Origin of the sequence: Rhizobium sp. Root1212, assembly GCF_001424985.1 — a bacterium.
GTDB lineage: Bacteria > Pseudomonadota > Alphaproteobacteria > Rhizobiales > Rhizobiaceae > Pararhizobium.
Map to the genome: position 1 here is coordinate 654,085 of NZ_LMDA01000001.1, position 20,006 is coordinate 674,090.

Annotated in this window: 24 protein-coding genes; 8 read left to right on the top strand and 16 right to left on the bottom strand. The window is 61.8% G+C overall.

Going from position 1 to position 20,006, the window contains the following annotated elements; all coding sequences use genetic code 11:
- Positions 1–217 precede the first annotated feature (217 nt).
- The 4 genes from ASC86_RS03155 to ASC86_RS03165 all read left to right on the top strand — a co-directional run bounded on the left by ASC86_RS03155 (position 218) and on the right by ASC86_RS03165 (position 2,195).
- On the top strand, positions 218–424 hold the full coding sequence (locus ASC86_RS03155; RefSeq protein WP_056315861.1) for a hypothetical protein: 207 nt from the start codon (positions 218–220) through the stop codon (positions 422–424).
- Between the two features lie 274 nt (positions 425–698).
- Positions 699–1,601 carry an alpha/beta hydrolase gene (locus ASC86_RS03160; RefSeq protein WP_056315865.1) on the top strand — a complete coding sequence of 301 codons (903 nt, stop codon included), beginning with the start codon at positions 699–701 and terminating at the stop codon, positions 1,599–1,601.
- A 134-nt stretch (positions 1,602–1,735) separates the two neighbouring features.
- A complete protein-coding gene (locus tag ASC86_RS24925) occupies positions 1,736–1,891 on the top strand; it encodes a DUF3309 family protein (RefSeq protein WP_082509844.1) in 156 nt (51 codons plus the stop codon).
- 55 nt (positions 1,892–1,946) lie between these two features.
- Positions 1,947–2,195 (top strand): YMGG-like glycine zipper-containing protein, encoded by a 249-nt coding sequence (locus ASC86_RS03165; RefSeq protein WP_056315871.1) that lies wholly within the window; start codon positions 1,947–1,949, stop codon positions 2,193–2,195.
- 92 nt (positions 2,196–2,287) lie between these two features.
- Here the strand turns inward: ASC86_RS03165 and ASC86_RS25540 are convergent, their stop codons facing one another.
- Complete coding sequence (locus ASC86_RS25540) at positions 2,288–2,449, bottom strand: NepR family anti-sigma factor (RefSeq protein WP_200943774.1); 162 nt, start codon at positions 2,447–2,449, stop codon at positions 2,288–2,290.
- Positions 2,450–2,669: 220 nt separating this feature from the next.
- On the opposite strand from ASC86_RS25540, the gene ASC86_RS03170 reads away from it, so the two are divergent.
- A complete protein-coding gene (locus tag ASC86_RS03170; RefSeq protein ID WP_056315875.1) occupies positions 2,670–3,470 on the top strand; it encodes a response regulator in 801 nt (266 codons plus the stop codon).
- Positions 3,471–3,477: 7 nt separating this feature from the next.
- Here the strand turns inward: ASC86_RS03170 and ASC86_RS03175 are convergent, their stop codons facing one another.
- The 13 genes from ASC86_RS03175 to ASC86_RS03230 form a co-directional block, all read right to left on the bottom strand.
- On the bottom strand, positions 3,478–4,722 hold the full coding sequence (locus ASC86_RS03175; RefSeq protein WP_056315878.1) for an FAD-dependent oxidoreductase: 1,245 nt from the start codon (positions 4,720–4,722) through the stop codon (positions 3,478–3,480).
- A 23-nt stretch (positions 4,723–4,745) separates the two neighbouring features.
- Positions 4,746–5,807, bottom strand: coding sequence for an AI-2E family transporter (locus tag ASC86_RS03180; protein ID WP_244477511.1), 1,062 nt, complete (start codon positions 5,805–5,807; stop codon positions 4,746–4,748).
- A 158-nt stretch (positions 5,808–5,965) separates the two neighbouring features.
- Positions 5,966–6,367, bottom strand: coding sequence for a response regulator (locus tag ASC86_RS03185; protein WP_056315881.1), 402 nt, complete (start codon positions 6,365–6,367; stop codon positions 5,966–5,968).
- Complete coding sequence (locus tag ASC86_RS03190) at positions 6,367–6,810, bottom strand: response regulator (protein ID WP_056315883.1); 444 nt, start codon at positions 6,808–6,810, stop codon at positions 6,367–6,369. The genes ASC86_RS03185 and ASC86_RS03190 overlap by 1 nt, the downstream gene beginning before the upstream one ends.
- Positions 6,767–7,963, bottom strand: coding sequence for an ATP-binding protein (locus ASC86_RS03195; protein WP_056315886.1), 1,197 nt, complete (start codon positions 7,961–7,963; stop codon positions 6,767–6,769). The genes ASC86_RS03190 and ASC86_RS03195 overlap by 44 nt, the downstream gene beginning before the upstream one ends.
- Before the next feature lie 4 nt (positions 7,964–7,967).
- Positions 7,968–8,294, bottom strand: coding sequence for a CHASE3 domain-containing protein (locus ASC86_RS03200; protein ID WP_056315889.1), 327 nt, complete (start codon positions 8,292–8,294; stop codon positions 7,968–7,970).
- A 101-nt stretch (positions 8,295–8,395) separates the two neighbouring features.
- A complete protein-coding gene (locus ASC86_RS26185) occupies positions 8,396–8,566 on the bottom strand; it encodes a hypothetical protein (protein ID WP_200943767.1) in 171 nt (56 codons plus the stop codon).
- Positions 8,567–8,826: 260 nt separating this feature from the next.
- Positions 8,827–9,171, bottom strand: coding sequence for a RidA family protein (locus tag ASC86_RS03205; RefSeq protein ID WP_056315893.1), 345 nt, complete (start codon positions 9,169–9,171; stop codon positions 8,827–8,829).
- A gap of 288 nt (positions 9,172–9,459) precedes the next feature.
- Positions 9,460–10,287 (bottom strand): dipeptide ABC transporter ATP-binding protein, encoded by an 828-nt coding sequence (locus tag ASC86_RS03210; RefSeq protein ID WP_056315896.1) that lies wholly within the window; start codon positions 10,285–10,287, stop codon positions 9,460–9,462.
- Positions 10,284–11,138, bottom strand: a complete 855-nt coding sequence (locus ASC86_RS03215; protein ID WP_082509846.1) for an ABC transporter ATP-binding protein — start codon at positions 11,136–11,138, stop codon at positions 10,284–10,286. Before ASC86_RS03215 ends, ASC86_RS03210 begins: the two co-directional genes overlap by 4 nt.
- The gene (locus ASC86_RS03220; RefSeq protein ID WP_056315899.1) at positions 11,138–12,028 is read right to left on the bottom strand and encodes an ABC transporter permease subunit; all 891 of its coding nucleotides are present in this window, start codon (positions 12,026–12,028) and stop codon (positions 11,138–11,140) included. The genes ASC86_RS03215 and ASC86_RS03220 overlap by 1 nt, the downstream gene beginning before the upstream one ends.
- Positions 12,029–12,039: 11 nt before the next feature.
- Positions 12,040–13,044 (bottom strand): ABC transporter permease subunit, encoded by a 1,005-nt coding sequence (locus ASC86_RS03225; protein WP_056315904.1) that lies wholly within the window; start codon positions 13,042–13,044, stop codon positions 12,040–12,042.
- A 100-nt stretch (positions 13,045–13,144) separates the two neighbouring features.
- Positions 13,145–14,740 (bottom strand): ABC transporter substrate-binding protein, encoded by a 1,596-nt coding sequence (locus ASC86_RS03230; RefSeq protein ID WP_056315906.1) that lies wholly within the window; start codon positions 14,738–14,740, stop codon positions 13,145–13,147.
- A gap of 498 nt (positions 14,741–15,238) precedes the next feature.
- Here ASC86_RS03230 and ASC86_RS03240 point away from each other — a divergent pair, with 498 nt between their 5' ends.
- Entirely contained in the window at positions 15,239–15,937 is a 699-nt protein-coding gene (locus ASC86_RS03240) for a helix-turn-helix transcriptional regulator (protein ID WP_156386881.1), read from the top strand.
- Positions 15,938–16,018: 81 nt separating this feature from the next.
- Complete coding sequence (locus ASC86_RS03245; RefSeq protein WP_056315918.1) at positions 16,019–16,408, top strand: response regulator; 390 nt, start codon at positions 16,019–16,021, stop codon at positions 16,406–16,408.
- Between the two features lie 67 nt (positions 16,409–16,475).
- Here the strand turns inward: ASC86_RS03245 and rirA are convergent, their stop codons facing one another.
- On the bottom strand, positions 16,476–16,940 hold the full coding sequence (rirA, locus tag ASC86_RS03250; RefSeq protein ID WP_056315920.1) for an iron-responsive transcriptional regulator RirA: 465 nt from the start codon (positions 16,938–16,940) through the stop codon (positions 16,476–16,478).
- A gap of 265 nt (positions 16,941–17,205) precedes the next feature.
- Between rirA and ASC86_RS03255 the strand changes: the two genes are divergently transcribed.
- Positions 17,206–18,246: a Fe(3+) ABC transporter substrate-binding protein gene (locus ASC86_RS03255; protein WP_056315924.1), complete on the top strand. Its 1,041-nt coding sequence runs from the start codon at positions 17,206–17,208 to the stop codon at positions 18,244–18,246.
- Between the two features lie 212 nt (positions 18,247–18,458).
- Here the strand turns inward: ASC86_RS03255 and ASC86_RS03260 are convergent, their stop codons facing one another.
- The gene (locus tag ASC86_RS03260; RefSeq protein WP_056315927.1) at positions 18,459–19,955 is read right to left on the bottom strand and encodes a CoA-acylating methylmalonate-semialdehyde dehydrogenase; all 1,497 of its coding nucleotides are present in this window, start codon (positions 19,953–19,955) and stop codon (positions 18,459–18,461) included.
- Between the last annotated feature and the right edge of the window lie 51 nt (positions 19,956–20,006).

Sequence of the window (20,006 nt, forward strand, 5' to 3'; positions counted from 1 at the left end):
ATATTCTCCTTGGTTCATAAAGGTCTTCCAAGAAACGCCTGAACCAGGGCTTTGTTCCAGCCGCTCGGAACGCCTTTGATCGGACGGTCGCGGAAAGGATCTCTTAACCACGTTTGCCGAAGTTGACCCGTTTCGACACGGTTTCGCCACCGGTTTCTCGGAACCTCACCTTCCGGGATGCGTTGTGAAAGCGAACTCGCAAATGAGAGATAAGTATATGACCGTATCCACATCCAACCTCTGGAAATCAGCCTCGGCGACGCTGCGCCAGCCGGCGCGGATGCGCGAAACGAACCTCCATATCGGCAGCACGCTCCGGGATCTCTTCAACGAGCCTGCCGTAAAGACCGAAGGGGTTTTCGTGCAACTTCTCGACAAGCTCGAAACGGCGGAGAGAACGGAAAAGGAAAAGGGGCGTCGATAGCGGCAGCCTCCCGCCGCCGGATCATGCCTCATCGTTGGAAACGCCCGGCAAAAGACCGGGCGTTTCTTCTTCGGAAGAACCACCGGCTCGGAACATTTTTTCGGCTCATTCGTTCTCTTCCACGTCCGGCCTTGCGCTGGCGGACCATCCGCGATCTTCGCGAAACGTGCCCGAACCGCGCGCTCTTCCAATCCAGCAAAGGTGCGGACGACAAACGAAAGCGTCCGTCATGCTGCGAGCACCAAATCCTCTCTGGCTCTCCCGCGAAGCAGGCATGAAGACCGTGTTCATTCACGGCATGGTCATGTCTCCCGCCTTCTGGAATTATTTCGCCCCGGCCATCGTCCGCCAGGGGTGTTCTGTCGCCTATCCCCTGCCCGGCCACAGCCCCTGGTCGCTCGAAGATGCGACCCTGCCGCTTCGCACTGCGGAGATCGTGGACGCCTATGCCCAGGCGATCGAACGCGATTTCGGCGGCGAACCGGTGACGCTGATCGGCCATTCGACCGGGGGCTTCGTCTCGCTGCTGCTTGCCCGCCACCGGCCGGACCTCGTTTCAAGCGTCATCCTGATGGGCGCCTTCGCCTGCGGCCGTTTCGAGGGGCAGGAGCGCATCGCCGCCCGCATCCTCCGGCTGCCGCTGCTCGGGCGCATGCTGTTCATCACCTTCTTCACCCGATGGATTTCCTCGCGTGAAAACTTCCGCTGGGGCGCGAATGACTGCGTCTTCGACCAGACGCGGGCATGGGAAACGGAAGAAGCGCTCACGGCAATGGAGGAGGTGCGCGACAGCCTGCTCAACTCCCTGCCCGACGAGATCGCCGCCTTCGTTTCCTGGATGTCCTCGACCTCGGTCTTTGGCGAGCTTGCCGATATCGATGTGCCGGTGCTCAACATCATCGGCGCGCGCGACCGTATCGTGCCGCCATCCCATCAGTTGCATCTTTCCGGAGGCCTCAGCCGCGTACAAACGGCGATCCTCAACGATGTCGGCCACCTGCCGATGGCCGAGGCGCGCGAGCAGGTGGACCGGTTGGTGTCCCACTTCCTGCTGTTCGGTCCGCTGAACGCCCGGATCGGCCGGCGTTCCCGGCCGTCGGCGACGGCCGCCGTCACAAAACTGTTATCGCAGGCGGCCGAGTTCGGGAACAAAAACAAGCCGAAGGCGTTCTCGTGACAGCAAGAATGCCGTGCCATGCATCTCCTCCGTTTCGGTCCGGGATCATGAAGCGGCCCCCTCGGCGATAGACCGTTCCAACGTCCGACCGGACGTGCGGCGTCCTATGGCCATGAACCCGAAGAGGACACACCATGCTCGGCACAATTCTCCTGATAATCCTGATCCTGCTGCTTGTCGGCGCTCTGCCCAACTGGGGCTATAGCCGCTCCTGGGGCTACGGACCGTCTGGCGGGCTTGGCCTCGTTTTGGTCATCATCCTCATTCTCGTGCTGATGGGGCGGATTTGATCCGTCCGGCACACGCCATTCGTCGCCCCCCAAACCAGTCAAAAGGAACCCTGTCATGAAAAAGATTCTTGTCGCCGTGGCCCTCATCATGCCGCTCGCCGCCTGCACCCAGACGGAAAAGGGCGCAGCTATCGGCGCCGGCACAGGCGCCGTCATCGGTGGCGTTGCGACCGGCAATGTGCGCGGCGCGGCCGTGGGTGCTGCCGTGGGCGGCGTCGCCGGTGCGCTGATCGGCAATGCCAACGAGCCGGGCCGCTGCCTCTACCGCGACCGCTACGGCCGCCGCTACGAAGCAGCCTGCTAAGGCAAACAAACATGGATGAGAAAACGGGCCGGTCTTCGGCCCGTTTTTTTGCGACGTCCAACGGCGGTCGCAGTGGAAGATCAAGCCAGGCCTCAGCCTTTGGCGGCACGCTCGGCGCGATCCAGCTTTTCCAGAAGATCGAGAAACAGGTCGGGTATCGGTTCCTGCTCCACCGCATTGTAAAGGGCCTTGAGTTTCGAGGCGATCTGGCCGTTGGAATCGGCCCTGCCCCCACGGCCGGCGCCGGCCGTCATGCGCTGATGTTTCGGAACGTCACTCATAGACCACGCCTGATATGCCCGTTGCCGCCGCATGGCTCACGCCCTGCAGCCGGTGGACAATATCCTTTCCTGCCTTCTTCCATCGCCTCAATCTTTCCATCGGCCGAAAAACATGGTCAAAACACTGCGCAAGACAATTTCTGGACATCGGAGCCATGAAAATTGTGGGGCATCATACTGAAGGAAGTCTAAAATGTCACTTTCAATGCGCATCGCCGCCCATTTGCCTTATCTGCGCCGGTTTTCGCGCGCGGTGAGCGGATCGCAAGCCTCCGGTGACGCCTATGTCGCCGCGGTGCTGGAGGCCTTGATCGCCGACATCTCGCTGTTTCCGCAAGGCTCAAACGACCGCGTCAGCCTCTACAAGCTGTTCTGCAGCCAGATCGACAAGGTGACGATCACCCTGCCGGATACGCCTTCGCCCTTCGGTTGGGAAAACAAGGCCGCTGAAAATCTCGCGCGCATCTCGCCCGCGGCCAGAAAAGCCTTCCTGCTTGCCTCCGTCGAAGGGTTCTCGACGAGCGAGACCGCTACGATCCTCGGCGTTTCCGAGGCCGAGGCGGAAGCCTTGCTCGACCGCGCCTCGCAGGACATCTCGCAGCAGGTCGCGACCGACATCCTGATCATCGAGGACGAGCCGCTGATCGCCATGGACATCGAGGACATGATCTCGAGCCTCGGCCACCGGGTGGCCGGCGTGGCGCGCACCCATCAGGAGGCCGTTTCGCTGTTTGCCGAAACACGGCCGAAGATGATCCTTGCCGACATCCAGCTTGCCGACGGCAGCTCGGGCATAGATGCCGTCAACGAAATCCTGGCTGGCGCAACGGTGCCGGTGATCTTCATCACCGCCTTCCCGGAACGGCTCCTGACCGGCACCAAGCCGGAGCCGGCCTTCCTCGTCACCAAGCCGTTCAACCCGGACATGGTCAAGGCGCTGATCAGCCAGGCGCTGTTCTTCGACGAAAACGCCAACGCGTCGCGCAAAGGCTGAAGACCGCTCAGAGTCCGGGGGGATCGCGATCGAGCGCGAAAGTCTCGAACCAGGATTGCTGTTGGCCGGCGATATAGGCGGCCAGCATGCGCGAGGCCATGAAGCTGAAGGTGATGCCGTTGCCGCCATATCCGTAGGCGGCCAATATCCTCGGCATGGACGGCACCGGGCCGATCAGCGGCAGGCCGTCGCAGGTCGTTCCAAAGGCGCCCGACCAGCTACAGGCGGCACGAGGCTCGGCCTTCGGCCAGAGACGGCGCAGGCTCTCTTCGAGAAACCACGTCTTGCCGGCCAGTTTTGCGGCGCGCTGGTCGGCATCCGTCGTTGCGTCGTCACCGCCGCCGATGACGATACGGCCATCCGCCGTCGTGCGGCAATAGAGATAATCCTCCGACGCTTCCCATATGAGCGCGTGCTCGGGCCAGAGAGCCCTGTCCGCTTGCGGCACGGTGGCGATCGCGTAGCTGGAAACCGTCTCGTGGAGACCGTTTTTCACGAAATCGGGCATGACGTAGCCGGTGGCGAGCACGACATGCCGCGCCTCGACAACCCGCCCGTCGTCCGTCACCGCGACTACGGATGAAGGCCCGTGATCATAGGTCTTGATATTGGCGTCCAGCAGCCGCGCGCCACGGGAGATCGCATCCGTCAGCAGACCCCATGACATCAGCAGCGGATCGGCTTCCGCCGCGCCCGGCGAATAAATCGCCGCTGCCCGATCGATCCCGAAGCCGGACAGAAGATCGGCGTGACCCAGATGGACGCCCGGCAAGTCCGCCCTCTGCCGAAGCCGATGCTCTTCGACGAGAGCGCTGCCGGACATATCTTCCGCCGTGATGTAAAGCGTCGGGCGATTGCGGAAGATGCAGTCGATGCCAAGCCCGGCGACCAGCGCACCAAGCCCCTGCATAGCGGCAAGGCTACGCCGGTAGATGGCGGCAGCCCTTTCGAAACCGTAGACGGCCGTGAGTTCCTCAAGGCTGCGGTCTATCTCCCCGAGCAGCATCGCCGTGCTTGCAGCGGTGCTGCCGAGTCCCGGACGCTCCCGGTCCGCGATGACGACATCCAGGCCGCGCGCGGCCAGATGCTGCGCCACCATGGAGCCGGTGATACCGCCACCCACGACCAGCACGTCCGCCTTGGTGCTTTCGGTCAGTGGGCGCGTCTGCGGGCCATGCCTTCCTCGTCCCCAGGGGCTCGATCCGGCATGGAGGTCGTCCTGAGACTGGTCGTCCGGCATGATGTCAAGCATCCGTCATACTCCGTTACACAAAATCATGCCGGCAATTGCCGCTCCGGCGGATGCGGGCGCACCTCCTCGAAGATCGTCATGGCGATCAGCGACAGCGGCATGGCGAGCATCGCGCCGACCGCGCCCCACATCCATGTCCAGAAGATGATCGCCGAAAAGATCAGAAACGGATTGATCTCCAGCCGGTGGCCGAGAATGGCCGGCGTCACGAGGTTTTCCATGACGAGGTGCAACAGGAAGAAGCCCGCTGCCGGAGCGATGGCCAGCAGCAAGGAATCATGCACCATCAAGCCGCCCACGAAGAGAGCGATCGTCATGGCGGTTACGCCGAGATAGGGAATGAAGCTGGAGACGAAGGCAAACAGACCCCAGAGTGGCGCCATTGTGAGACCGCCGACGAAGGCGATCAGCGCGGTGATCGTTCCGAGCACGAGATAGATGATGCTTGCTGTCGAGAAATAGAAACCGACCGCGCTTTCGATCGCATTCATGATGCGGATGGCGGCAAGGCGGCGTTCGCGGGTGGCGAAGGCGAGGATGATCGTCTTGCGCAATTGCGCACGGCCAAGCAGGAAGAGACCCAATGCCGCAAGAAAGATCAGCGTCTGGACGAAGGCAGGGGTGACGCCGGAGGCAACGATGCCGAGCATGGAGCCGGCATTCTGCATGGCGACGTCTGCAACCGCCTTCTCGTCCGTTCCGGCGAGCGCAACGCGCACCCATTCGAAACGTTCGAGATAGGGCAGGATGCGCTCCATGACCCGCTCCAGCATGCCCGGCGCTTCGCTCGCCAGGGAGGACAGGGGCTCGATCAATGCATTGATGAGCAGAAACAGTCCGACGACGAAGACGAGGCCGAGGATAAGGCCGCCAGCTGCCGGCGGCACGCCGAATTTCGACAGCCGATCGGCCGCAAGCCCGAGCACCATGCCGACGACGATCGCCAGCACCACCGGCATCAGGATCGTTTCCATGAAATAGATGACCGCACAGGCCATGATGATGAAACTGCCGACGATGCTCCAGGCGACGACGAGGTCGAGCCCGGCCTTCGGCGGCGCGGCAAGAACAAGTTCCGCCGCCATGACCTCCGATTCGATATCGGCATATCTGCGCTTTAATTTCGCTTGTCCCGCTTCGGACATCGTCGCCCCCATGCCGCACTCCCTTATCCGTCCACGGAAGGCTTCCGCACAGACGCCGCTAAACGCGGCAGTGGCCGAAAAGTTCCGGCAAGGGATTGTCAGGTTTCGCGGGAGTGACGCCGCGCCGCCTCGGTCAGGGCCTCGGCCAGCCGAACGAAGAAATCGGAAGAGATGTTTTTCGTCACCCAGTTGACGGCGCCGCGGCGCAGGGCCTCGGCGACGACCGCCGTCTCGCCGAGGCCGGTAACGTAGACGACCGGCGGGTGATCCGGCCGGGCGAGGATTTCCGGCAGGATATCGAGGCCGATCTCGCCGGTCAGGAAATGATCGAGCGCGACGGCATCGATATCGCCGTCCTCAAGCCGCGCCAGCGCCGAACGCCCGTCCGCCACGCTCACCACCGTCAGCCCGAGCCGGCCGAGGTTCTTGCGCAGGAGCACGCCCAGTGCCTCGTCGTCATCGATATAGAGAACCGTGATCGCCCTTCCCGCATCAGCCATCAGGGAACCTCGGGCACGGTGACGACGGAAAGGAACAGGCCGAGTTGCCTGATCGCATTGACGAAGGCCTCGTATTGCATCGGCTTGGTGACGTAGACATTGGCGCCGAGATCGTAGCAGCGGTGGATTTCGGCGGGGTCGTCCGTCGTCGTGAGCACGATCACCATCATCCGGCGCAGATGCGGGCTCACACGCAGGCGCTCGAGGATGGTCAGCCCGGTCATATCGGGGAGATTGAGATCGAGCAGAAGAAGAAGCGGCCGGCCGGCATGCGCCGCACCCGTGCCGTCCTCGCCAAGCAGATAGGCAAGGGCGGAAGACCCGTCGGGAAACGGCACGATCTCGTTGGTGACGCCGGCCCGCCGGATATTCTTTTCGATCAGCCGCGCGTGTCCCTCGTCATCCTCGACCATGATGATCCTGACCGGTTGTACCGCTGTCATCCGCCGCCTCCTGTTTCTGCCGCAGCACCGCCTGGAACGTGACGGTAAAGGTGGTTCCCTTGCCCAGCACGGATCGGACGGTAACATCGCCGCCGAGACGCCGGGTCAGCGCCCGCACATGGGAGAGCCCGATGCCGTCGCCCGCACGATCCTGCGGGCCGGACCGGCGAAACAGCTCGAATATCCGCTCCAGATCGCCCGCGGCAATGCCGCGACCGTTATCCTCGACCTCGACCACCGCCTCCTCGCCGTCAATCCTTGCGGATATGCGGATGACGGGGGCGCGGCCGAGCGCCGCATATTTCAACGCATTGTCGATAAGGTTGCCAAAAACCTGCTGCAATGCAAGCCGGTCGGAGCGAACGGCCGGCAAACCCGGCGCAATCTCGATCGTCGCGGCCATCGCGTCGGCCTCGTGCTTCGATATGGCAATGATCTCGGCAAAGAGCGCCGTAAGTTCTAACGGCTCGGCGTTGAACTGCCGGCTGCCGGCGCGGGCGAGCTTCAGGATCTGACTGATCAGTTCGTCCATCTTGCGGGTCGAGGACTGGATGAAGCCGAGCGCTTCGGGGATATCGACGTCAACGGCCTCGCGCGCCTCGCGCTCTGCCGGGCTGTCGCCTGCGGGAAACGTGTCGAGGAAAGCCCTGAAGGCCTGAGCGGCGCGCTCGAACTCGGCGGTGAAGCCCATGATATTGACCAGCGGGGCGTGCAGGTCGTGGCTGACGATATAGCTGTAGCTCTGCAACTCGCGGTTTGCCCGCTCCAGGTGTCGGGTACGCTGGCGTATGCGGGTTTCCAGCGTATCGTTCTGTTCGGAAAGCGAGCGCCGCGCCGTCTCGATCTGCGCCGAATGCTCCATGACCAGGCGCATGGCTCCGCCGACGAGCAGGACCAGAAGCACCGCGCCAATGGCAATGGTGGCGAGCAGCATCCATGTCGCATCCGTCAGCGCGCGCATGTTTTGGTATCCCCGGTTGCTCGTGACGGCATCGACGCGGGTGATGATCTGCTCGATCTCCAGCATGATGCGCCGGCCTTCGCCACCGGTGACGGTGGCAACCGCCGCGCCCTTCTCGCCACTGGCGTTCAGCGCCGCGGTGCGGGTCATTTCAGCAAGTTTCAGATCGACGAGTTCGCCGAGGCGGCGCACCGTCTTATCGCCAAGCTCGGTTTTTTTGCAGGCTGTCGCGCAGGCTATCCATCTGCAGCCGCACCAGCGCGCCGGCGCGCTCGAATTCCGTCCGGTAGACTTCATGGCCGGTGAGAATATAGCCGCGCGCGTTAGTCTCGGCATCCTGCAGCAGGCTGAGAAGCAGCAGTGCCCGCTGGTTCAACCGCGCGGTGCGAAGCGCCTCGGCGGAGTTGTTGCGGGTCATATTAGCGAAAACCAGCGCCGATACCACGAGACCCAACAACAAGAGAGCGCCCGCAAACAGGCTGAGGGGCACGGTCCGGGAAAACCCGGTCGGCACGCTCCCCATCGCCCCCTCCCCTTCAACGCATGCCGGGCGACAAGCCCGGCGGGAGAGTACAGGCTGCCCTGAAAAAGGAAACAGCCTTCAAGCGAAATCTGACGATGGCGTCAGTGGTGTTCCGGCGGAAAGACGTTCAGCGTGACGGAAAACAGGCCGAGGCCCAGAAGAACCACGATCAGCGTGTTGGCAATGTCCTCTGATGTCGCCGGCAAGGCGCCGAGGCCGAGCACGACACCGATCAACGCGAACAGGCAGAGCCTGGGAAGCCAGTATAGCATGGCGCATTCCTCCTGATGGTTTCGGAAATCCAACGGAAAACGCGGCGCAACGCCCTTTGTTCCAGGGGCTGCGTGCTATTTTAACGAAGATTAATGAAACAACAAAAAGCCCGGCGGCGCAATCGCGTGCCGGGCCTCTTTTCGGTCTATCGATACGCCCTTAGAGTATGTCAGGTTCAGATTGAACCTGACATACTCCGGGTTCTTTTGCTTTCGTTTGTCTTTCGGGAAAACCGTGTTCCACTTTTCCCTGACAAACTCTAGAGGGCGGCGACGACGATCACTTCGACGAGGTATTCCGGGGCGGCCAGCTTCGCTTCGCCGGTGGCGCGGGCAGGCGTGTTGCCCTGCGGCGCCCAGGCATCCCAGACAGCGTTCATCTTCGGGAAGTCGATCATATCGGCCAGCCAGATGGTGGCCGAAAGGATGCGGGTCTTGTCGGTGCCGGCAAGCGCCAGCAGGCGGTCGACCTCGGCAAGCGCCTGCTTCGTCTGGGTCGCGACGTCATCGCCGGCATTGCCGACCTGGCCGGCCAGATAAACGGTGCCGTTGTGGACGACAGCCTGGCTCATGCGAGGGCCGGTTTCGAAACGTTTGATTTCCATGGTCATATTCCTCGGGATTGACGGCCGGACGGGTTCCGGCGGCGGATCGGCGCCTGCCACCGAAGGCAAAATCCGGGGCGGCGAGGTTCGTTTACACGAAAGAGCGTATGAGGCCAACAGGTCGCCGCTTGTCCCTTCTCCCCGCCTGCGGGGAGAAGGTGGCCGACAGGCCGGATGAGGGGCACGCTGGAACCGCGGCATCTTCGAGGATGAGAGCTTTGCCCCTCACCCTAGCCCTCTCCCCGCACGCGGGGAAGAGGGGACGACGGAGCGAGCGGCCCGCTGCTTCTAAGCCGCCGCCTTCTTGGCAAGGCGGGCCTTGATGCTGTCGACATCGGCGCGCGGCGTCGCGGCAAACAGTGTCCGGGTATAGCTGTGCTGGGGGTTGGCGAAGACCTCTTCGCGGCTGCCGTATTCGACGGCTTCGCCATAGTACATCACCATCACATCATCGGCGATGTAGCGCACGACCGAGAGATCGTGGCTGATGAAGACGTAGGTCAGCTGGAACTCGTCCTGCAGGTCGGCGAGCAGGTTCAGCACCTGCGCCTGCACCGAAAGGTCGAGCGCCGAAACCGGCTCGTCGAGCACCAGAAGCCGCGGATTGAGCATCAGCGCGCGGGCGATCGCCACACGCTGGCGCTGGCCGCCCGAGAACATATGCGGGTAACGCCCGTAATGCTTCTCTTCGAGGCCGACCTTCTTCAGCATCGCCATGGCCTTGTCCTTGCGGTCGGCGGCCTTCATGTCGGTGTTGATAACCAGCGGCTCGGTGAGGATATCGCCGATCTTCTTGCGCGGATTGAGCGTGCCATAGGGGTTCTGGAAGACGATCTGCACCTTGCGGCGCATGTCCGAGGTCAGCGCCTGATGGGCGATGTCCACCTTATTGCCGTCGATCAGCATGTCGCCCGAGGTCGCCGGGTCGATCATGGTGACGATACGGGCGAGCGTTGACTTGCCGCAGCCGCTTTCGCCGACGATGGCAAGCGTCTTGCCCTGCTCGACGGAGAAGCTGACGCCCTTGACGGCATGGACGGTGCGGGCCTTTTTGAACAGGCTGCCGGGAATGTGGTAGTCGCGCTTCAGGTTGCGCGCTTCGAGCACGGGGGTCATCGCACGGCTCCTTCAAAGATCTGCTGGTCGGTGAGGAACTGCGTGATCGTCGGCAGGCGGTCGCCGGTCGCATTGTCCGGCAGCGCCGACAGCAGCGCCCTGGTATAGGCGCTCTTCGGGCTTTCGAAGAGCGACAGCACATCGGCTTCCTCGATCTTGCGGCCCTTGTACTGCACGATGACGCGATCTGCGGTTTCGGCCACGACGCCCATGTTGTGGGTGATCATGATCAGGCCCATGCCGTGATCGGCCTGGATGCGCATCAGGAGATCGAGAATCTGCTTCTGGATCGTCACATCGAGCGCAGTGGTCGGCTCGTCGGCGATCAAGAGCTTCGGATTGCAGGCAAGCGCGGTCGCGATCATCACGCGCTGGCACTGGCCGCCCGACATCTGGTGCGGGTAGTGGCCGAGGCGCTCTTCCGGGTTCGGAATGCCGACGGCATTGAACAGCTCGATGGCGCGGTCGCGTCGCGCCTTCTTGCCGAGATCGGTGTGGAAGCGCAGCACCTCCTCGATCTGGAAGCCGACCGTGAAGCACGGGTTGAGGCTGGCGACCGGCTCCTGGAAGATCATGGCAATATCCTTGCCGATGATCCTGCGCCGCTCGGCGTCGGACATGGACAGCATGTCGCGGCCGTTGAAGGTCAGCTTGTCGGCCGTCACCTTCGCCGTCCAGGGCAAAAGCCCCATGGCCGCGAGCATGGAGACCGATTTGCCTGAACCGGACTCCCCGACGATCGCGAGGACTTCGCCCGCACTCACCTTGAGCGAGACGCCGTCGACGGCGCGGAAGGGGCCGGAGGCCGTCTGGAATTCGACGACCAGGTTTTCGATTTCGAGAAGGTACATCACGACCTCTTCAGCTTGGGATCGAGCGCGTCGCGCAGGCCGTCGCCCATCAGGTTGATGGCAAGGACGGTGATGAGAATGGCAAGACCGGGGAAGGTCACCACCCACCAGGCGCGCTGGATGAATTCACGGGCTTCGGCGAGCATGGTTCCCCATTCCGGCGTCGGCGGCTGGGCGCCCATGCCGAGAAAGCCGAGCGCTGCCGCATCGAGGATCGCCGCCGAGAAGGCGAGCGTCGCCTGGACGATCAGCGGTGCAAGGCAGTTCGGCAGGATGGTGAGGAACATCAGGCGAAGCGTGCCGGCACCGGCAACCTTGGAAGCGATGACGTAGTCCTTGGCGCGCTCGGTCATCACCGCGGCGCGGGTCAGGCGCACGAAATGCGGCAGGTTGACGAGCGAGATCGCGATCATCGCATTGACGAGGCCGGGACCGAGAACGGCAACCAGCACCAGCGCCAGAAGCAGCGACGGAAACGCCAGGATGATATCCATGACGCGCATGATCACCGTATCGACACGGCCACGGAAGTAGCCGGCGATCAGGCCGACGAGCACGCCCGAGATGACCGACAGGGTCACGACGATCACGCCGATGAACAGCGAGAAACGCGCGCCATAGATCAAGCGCGAGAGGATGTCGCGGCCGACGGCATCGGTGCCGAGCAGATAGGACGCCTGCCCGCCTTCGGAAAAGGCCGGCGGAAGGAGCAGCACGGCGCGGTCCTGGATCGCCGGATCATGCGGCGCGACCACACCGGCGAAGACCGCCAGGAACAGGATGACGACAAAGACGACGAGACCGATCACGGCGCCCTTGTTGCGAGAGAAATAGAACCAGAACTCGGCGAGGCCGGTGGGCGGGTTCTTCGGTGTTTCGACAGCAGCCATGGGTGCGCCTCCTAGTGCCGGATACGCGGATTGACGAGCCCGTAGAGCACGTCGACGACGAGGTTGACCAGCATGATGACGGCGGCGATGAGCATCAGCCCGCCCTGCACGACCGCGTAGTCGCGCTTGAACACGCTATCGACCATCCACTTGCCGATGCCCGGCCAGGAGAAGATCGTCTCCGTCAGGATCGCGCCGGCAAGCAGCACGCCGACCTGCAGGCCGATGGTGGTGATGACCGGGATCAGCGCGTTGCGCAGCGCATGGATGCCGATGACGCGGAAGGGCGGCATGCCCTTGGCGCGGGCGGTGCGCACGTAATCCTCACTCAGAACCTCGAGCATGGCCGAGCGGGTCTGGCGGGCGATCACGGCAAGCGGAATGGTCGCCAGCACCGTGGTCGGCAGGATCAGATAGGTCAGCGCCGATTTGAACGCCCCCGCCTGCCCGGAAATCAGGCTGTCGATCAGCATGAAGCCGGTGACCTGCGGGAAGAAATACATCAGCGAGATGCGCCCCGAGACCGGCGTCCAGCCGAGATAGCCGGAGAAGAAGATGATGAGCAGCAAGCCCCACCAGAAGATCGGCATCGAATAGCCGATAAGGGCGACGCCCATGATCGACTGGTCGAACCACGTTCCCCGCTTCACCGCGGCCAGCACGCCGGCGGGAATGCCGAGTGCGACTGCAACGATGATGGCACAGAGCGACAGTTCCAGCGTTGCCGGGAAGAGATTGACGAAATCTTCCAGAACCGGGCGCTTGGTGACGATCGACGAGCCGAAATCGCCCTGCAGCAGGCCGGTCAGATAGTCGAAATACTGGACGTACATCGGCCGGTCGAGGCCGAGCTGGTGCATCAGCTCGGTATGCCGCTCGGGCGACATCACGCGCTCGCCCGACATCAGCATGACCGGATCGCCCGGCAGAAGTCGTATGAAGGAAAATGCGATGATCGATACCCCGATGAACGTGGGTATCAGGACAGCGAGCCGTCCGAAGATAAAACGAAACATGGGCGCCAACCCCTTCTTTTTTGAAAAACCGGCGGCCCGAATGTCTTCGAGCCGCCGGCCATTGCACGCTCTTTGCGGCGTGCCTTTGTTTTGACCGATCTTACTCGGCGATGTCTACGCCGTCAAAGCGGTGAATGCCGAGCGGGTCCATCTTGAAGCCCGTGACCTTCTTGCTCATGGGAACGACGACCAGCGAGTGGTCGAGCGTGTTCCAAGGCGCTTCCTTCTTGAAGATGACCTGAGCCTCTTCATAGAGCTTCGTGCGCTCGGCGACGTCGGCGGTTGCCTTCGCCTTGGTCATCAGATCGTCGAAGTCCTTGTTGCACCACTGGGCGCGGTTGTTGCCGCCGACGGCATCGCAGCCGAGCAGCGTGTCAAGGAAGTTGTCCGGGTCGCCGTTGTCACCCGTCCAGCCGAGGATGGCCGCGCCGTCGCGGTCCTTGGCGGACGAGAGCTTCAGGTATTCGGCCCATTCGTAGGAGACGATCTCGGCGGTGACGCCGATCTTGGCGAGGTCGGCCTGCATCAGTTCAGCTGCGCGACGGGCGTTCAGCATGTACGGACGGGCAACCGGCATAGCCCAGATCTTCATGTGAAGATCCTTTACGCCGGCTTCTTCAAGCATCTTCTTGGCGGCTTCCGGATCGTACTTGTCGTCTTCGACGGCATTGTTGTACGACCACATCGTCGGCGGGATCGGGTTCTTGGCAACGGTTGCAGCACCCTGGAAGACGGCGTCGACGATGGCCTGCTTGTTGACGGCCATGTTGAGGGCCTTGCGGACCTCGGCCTTGTCGAACGGCGGAACCAGCGTGTTGTAGGCGAGGTAGGAGACGTTGAGGCCTTCCTGCTCCAGAACCGTCAGGTTCTCGTCCTTCTTGAGTTCTGCGACGTCAGCAGAGTTCGGGTATGCCATGATGTGGCATTCGCCGGCCTTCAGCTTCTGGGCACGAACGGCAGCGTCCGTGGTAATCGCGAAGACGAGATCGTCGATCGGCTGCTTGCCGTTCCAGTAGTCCGGGTTGGCCTTGTAGCGGATCGCCGCATCCGTCTGGTAGGCGACGAAGGTGAACGGGCCGGTGCCGAGCGGCTGCTGGTTCAGAAGCTCCATCTTGCCGTCAGCTGCCAGCTTGTCAGCATATTCCTTGGAGAGGATCGAGGCGAAGTCCATGCCGAGGTTGGCGATGAACGGCGCTTCCGGGCGCTTCAGCACGAACTTGACGGTCAGGTCGTCGACCTTCTCGATCTTGTCGATCAGGTCCGGGAAGCCCATGCCGGCAAAATATTCCCAGGAGGCGCCTGCAACATACTTGTTCCACGGATTATCGGTCTTGTACTGGCGCTCGAACGAGAAGATGACGTCGTCGGCGTTCAGCTCGCGGGTCGGGGTGAAGTATTCCGTGGTCTGGAACTTGACGCCCTTGCGCAGCTTGAAGGTGTATTCCTTGCCGTCGGCCGATACTTCGTAGCTCTCGGCGAGGCCCGGCTCCAGTTCGGTGCCGCCGTGCTTGAATTCGACGAGACGGTTGTAAGCGGTGCGCGACGAGGCGTCGAACGTCTGGCCGCCCGTGTAAAGGCCCGGATCGAAGCCTTCCGGCGATGCTTCCGAGCAATAAACCAATGTCTTCGACCATGCGGAACCGGCCATCAACGTGGCGATCGCAGTAGCCGCAAGGAGAGTAGAGAGCTTTTTCATGAGATTGCTTCCCAGCTTTGTTCTTTGTTCTCGTGTTTTTTTGACGCTGAACGCCGTTGCGTCCGGTCAGGCCGGAGGAAACGACATTTAACGAGCCTTTGCAATAAGCCTCTCCAAGAATTTGTCCAACTGGAAAATTCTTCTCAAAACGACCTCAATGTCGCTATGCACGACTTTTTGAGCGCGTGTGTCGCGAAAAATCGCAAGGGGAGCGCGAATCGTGGATGCCAAAATAAAAAAGTCAATCCCAAGGTGCACGGATAGAGGCGAAGCATCTCCTCGTGCCATAAGCGCTCTCACGGGGCCGGGAGGGCTGGCCGGCTTGCAAGCTCCAGGCGGGGAATTTCGCAAGCTTCTAAACAGTCCTCCCACTCGCCCCGCCTTCCCCCTCGCTCGCATCTTCACTCATCTTCCGGTTTAGTGTTGCCAATGGTTTATGGCGCGCTAAATTGACCTGGAGGCAATGGGACGGGAAGCTTTCGATTCGTGGCAAATCTGGTGAAAAATCATCGGCGTTACGACTTCGACAGCGATCTCGAGAAGGCGCTCAACCGTGTGGATTTCTTCCGTATCTTCCACACGATGGCGCTGCGCTTCGGATTCGAGCATTTCGGCGTCCTGCAGTTGGGCAACGAGGCGGATGCCTGCATGCTGTCCAATCGGCTGGCGCTGCACGACCTGCCATCGGGCCTTGCCGAGGAGTACGACAAGCGCCACCGTTTCGGCGATTCCGTCGTGTTCCGCAGCCTGCACAAATCCACAATCTCCTCCGTCTGGAAGGCGGACGACCCGCATCTGGGTAATGGCAGCAACCTGCTGGCGCAACTCGGCTTCGACATGCTGCTCTGCGTGCCGGTCGCCGGTACCAACGGCGCACGCTACGCCGTGCTCTTCCTCGGCGATATCGAGGATATCTCCCGGCAGGATCATTTCGAGATCTGCTACGATGCGGCCTGCGCCTTCGATTATTTTTACCGGCAGGTGCTGTCGAACAAGACCGGGCTGGGGCTGACACCGCGCGAGACGGAAATCCTGCGCTGGATTTCGCATGGCAAGACCGCCAGCGAGATTGCCCTGATCGTCTCGGTCTCCGAGCATACGGTCAATTCGCACACGGCGACGATTTTGAAGAAACTCGATGTGGTCAACCGCACCCAGATGGTGGCGAAGGCGATCCGCGAGCAGATCATCCAGTAAAGCGGCGGCCTCGCCGGCCTCCGCCCCGAGTTCCTGCATATCCTTCCCAAGCCTTCAGTAACCGGAACCACCAAGACAGACATGATAGAACCGATCCACATCCTGCTTGTAGACGACGATCCGGCTGAAAACCTCATCCTGCGCGGTCTGATCCGCAAGATCACCGCGCTCAGGATCGAATTGCATTATTGCGAGACGATCGACGACGCGCTCGCCTTCATCACCTCGGGAAAGCCGGTTTCGATCGTGCTGATGGACAATCGGCTGCAGCCGCAGCGGGATTTTCGCGAGACCGTGCCGGCCCTGCGCCAGAGCGGCTTCATCGGGCCGATCGGCGTCATCTCGTCGTCGCTGGCCGACCCCTATTTCCAGACCTTCGAGGAATATGGCGTCGACTTCCGTCTCGACAAGGCCGAGATGGACCCGACCGCGATCGAATTTATCCTGCGGGAATATCTGAGCCGGAATTGAGGGTTGTCCCAACGAAAAGGCCCAGCATCTCTGCCAGGCCCTTCAACGATTCGATCTTTCAAACCACTCAGGCGGCCGCGATCTGGCCCTTGGGCGTGGTCTCCAGGCCCAGCAGGAAGTTGATCTGCGGGCGGGCTTTGACGAGATCGTCGATCGTGTACTGCTGCAGCACCTCGAAGAAGGCGTTGAGCGCCTTGCGCAGCGCGGCATTCAGGCCGCAGCTGTCGACGAGCGGACATTCGATTTCACCGGCCTCGAAGCACTCGGCCATGGCGAAGCTGTCTTCGGTAACCTTGACGATATCGAACAGGGTGATCTGATCGGCGGGTCTTGGCAGGCGCACGCCGCCGTTGCGGCCACGCACGGTTTCCACCAGCCCGGCCTTGTTGAGCGGCTGCAAAATCTTGAACAGGAAAAGTTCCGAGACGCCGTAAGCCCTGGCGATTTCCGGAATGCGGCTCAGATTGCCATGATTGGCGGCGCAATACATCAGCATGCGGACCGCGTAGTTGGTTTGCTTCGTCAGGCGCATTCTCGACTCCGGCTTAGGATCGAGACCGACAAGGCCTCCTCAAGCCATGGCGGTCATAGTCCCGGTTGCTGCTTGCGGGTGGAGGAATCCTCACGCAAATACTCCAGTTCTCATATAGGACCTTATGCACTTTGGAACAATTCCAAAAACCGACAAACTTCATATTCCCGTGATTATACCGCCGCTGGCTTGACCGCTGCCGCAGCCCGTTGCAAAAGGTGATTGAATAACTCAGATTAAATACCGATCCAAAAAAGGAGATATCATGGCGCGTGCAACCTTCCGGACGGGCATTCTTGCCCTTGCCATTGCTGCCGCATCCGCGGGTGCCGCCTTTGCGGATGGCGAGGTCAATATCTATTCCTATCGCCAGCCGGAATTGATCCAGCCCTTGCTCGACCAGTTCGAAAAGGAAACGGGAATCACCGCCAACGTGCTTTTCCTCGACAAGGGCCTCGTCGAGCGCATGCAGGCGGAAGGCGCCAATTCGCCGGCAGACCTGATCCTGACCGTCGACATCGCTCGCCTGACCGAGGCCAAGGACGGCGGCGTGACCCAGCCGGTGCACAGTGCCATCATCGACAAGGATATTCCCGCCCACTACCGCGACCCGGACGGCGACTGGTTCGGCCTGACGACACGCGGCCGCGTGGTCTATGCCTCCAAGGAGCGCGTTGCCCAGAACGAGATCACCTATGAGGAGCTTGCCGATCCGAAGTGGAAGGGCAAGATTTGCACCCGCGACGGCCAGCATTCCTACAATATCGGTCTCTTCGCCTCGATGATCGTCCATCACGGCGAAGCCTATACGGAAAAGTGGCTGACGGGCCTGAAGAACAATCTCGCTCGCAAGCCCGACGGCTCCGACCGCGACCAAGCCAAGGCCATCTATGCCGGCGAATGCGATATCGCGCTCGGCAACACCTATTATGTCGGACTGATGATGACCAACGAGATCGAGCCGGAACAGAAGGACTGGGCGGGCGCGATCAAGGTTCTGTTCCCGAACAACAACGACCGCGGTACCCACGTCAACATTTCCGGCATGGCGCTGGCCAAGAACGCCCCGAACAAGGACAATGCCATCAAGCTGATGGAATTCCTCGCCTCCGGCGAAGCCCAGCACATCTATGCGGAGCAGGTGTTCGAATATCCGGTCATGCCGGGCTCCGAGCCTTCGGAAATCGTCAAATCCTTCGGCAAGATCAATCCCGATCCGCTGCCGCTCGCCGAGATCGCCGCGAACCGCAAGAAGGCGTCCGAGCTGGTGGACAAGGTGGGCTACAACGACGGCCCGGCGATGTAATCGGCCTCCCCTCACCCCCTCTCCTCCGTCATGGTCGGGCCTGACCCGACCATCCATCAATCCTCCATTTGGCAAGAGGCTGGAAGATCCTCGGCTCAAGGCCGAGGATGACGCAGAGAGTGCAGAACTATCACAAAACAAAGGGCAGCGACCTAACGGTTGCTGCCCTTTTTTTCTCGACAAAAGGCCTCCGAAGAGGCCCTTTCCGTAACTTACTTCATGGTCGGCATGGAGAATTCGGCGCCGCCCTTGATGCCCGAGGGCCAGCGGCTGGTGACCGTCTTGGTCTGGGTCCAGAACTTGATCGAATCCGTGCCGTATTGGTTGAGGTCGCCGAAGGACGAAGCCTTCCAGCCGCCGAAGGAGTGGTAAGACAACGGAACCGGGATCGGAACGTTGACGCCGACCATGCCGATATTGATACGGCTGGCGAAATCGCGGGCCGCATCGCCGTCGCGGGTGTAGATCGCGACGCCGTTGCCGTATTCATGGCTCATCGGCAGGTCGAGGGCTTCCTCATAGGTCTTGGCGCGGACGACGGAGAGAACAGGGCCGAAGATTTCGGTCTTGTAGATGTCCATGTCCCGCGTGACGTTATCGAACAGGCAGCCGCCGACGAAGAAGCCGTCTTCATAACCCTGGAGCTTGAAGTCGCGGCCATCGACGACCAGATTGGCGCCTTGCTCGAGACCCTTTTCGATCAGGCCGCGGACGCGGGTCTCGGCTTCCTTGGTGACGAGCGGGCCCATGTCGGCCTTGTCGTCGGTGTAGGGGCCGATGCGCAGGCTTTCAACCATCGGGGAAAGCTTGGCGATCAGGCGGTTTGCGGTTTCCTCGCCGACCGGAACGGCAACCGAGATCGCCATGCAGCGCTCGCCGGCCGAGCCGTAGCCTGCGCCCATGAGGGCGTTGCAGGCCTGGTCGAGATCGGCATCCGGCATGATGATCATGTGGTTCTTGGCGCCGCCGAAGCACTGGGCGCGCTTGCCGTTGGAAGCCGCCGTGCCATAGACGTAGCGGGCGATCGGCGTGGAGCCGACGAAGGAAACGGCTGATATATCCGGGTGGGTGAGGATCGCATCGACCGCGCTCTTGTCTCCGTTGACGACGTTGAGGACGCCGGCAGGCAGGCCCGCTTCCATCATCAGTTCGGCAAGGCGGATCGGCAGGGACGGATCACGCTCGGAAGGCTTCAGGATGAAGGCATTGCCGCAGGCGATGGCAGGCGCGAACATCCACATCGGGATCATGCCGGGGAAGTTGAACGGCGTGATGCCCGCGCCGATACCGACCGGCTGGCGGAACGAATACATATCGATACCGGGGCCGGCGCCTTCGGTAAACTCGCCCTTGGCGAGGTGCGGAATACCGATGACGAATTCGCAGACTTCCAGGCCGCGAATGATGTCGCCCTTGGAATCCTCGACCGTCTTGCCGTGCTCCCTGGAGATCAGAACGGCCAGCTCATCCATGTTCTGGTTGAGAAGGTCGACGAACTTCATGAAGACGCGGCCGCGGCGCTGCGGATTGGTTGCCGCCCAGGCCGGCTGCGCCGCCTTGGCGCTTTCGACGGCAGCGGCCAGTTCGGCGTCGCTTGCGAGCGCCACCGTGGCCTGCACTTCGCCGGTTGCCGGATTATAGATGTTGCTCGTGCGTCCGCTGGTGCCGGCGACGCGCTTGCCGTTGATGAAATGGCCGAGTTCGTACATGGGTGACCCTCCGTGTCTTATCCTTGGGCGGGATCTTACGCTTCAAATTGC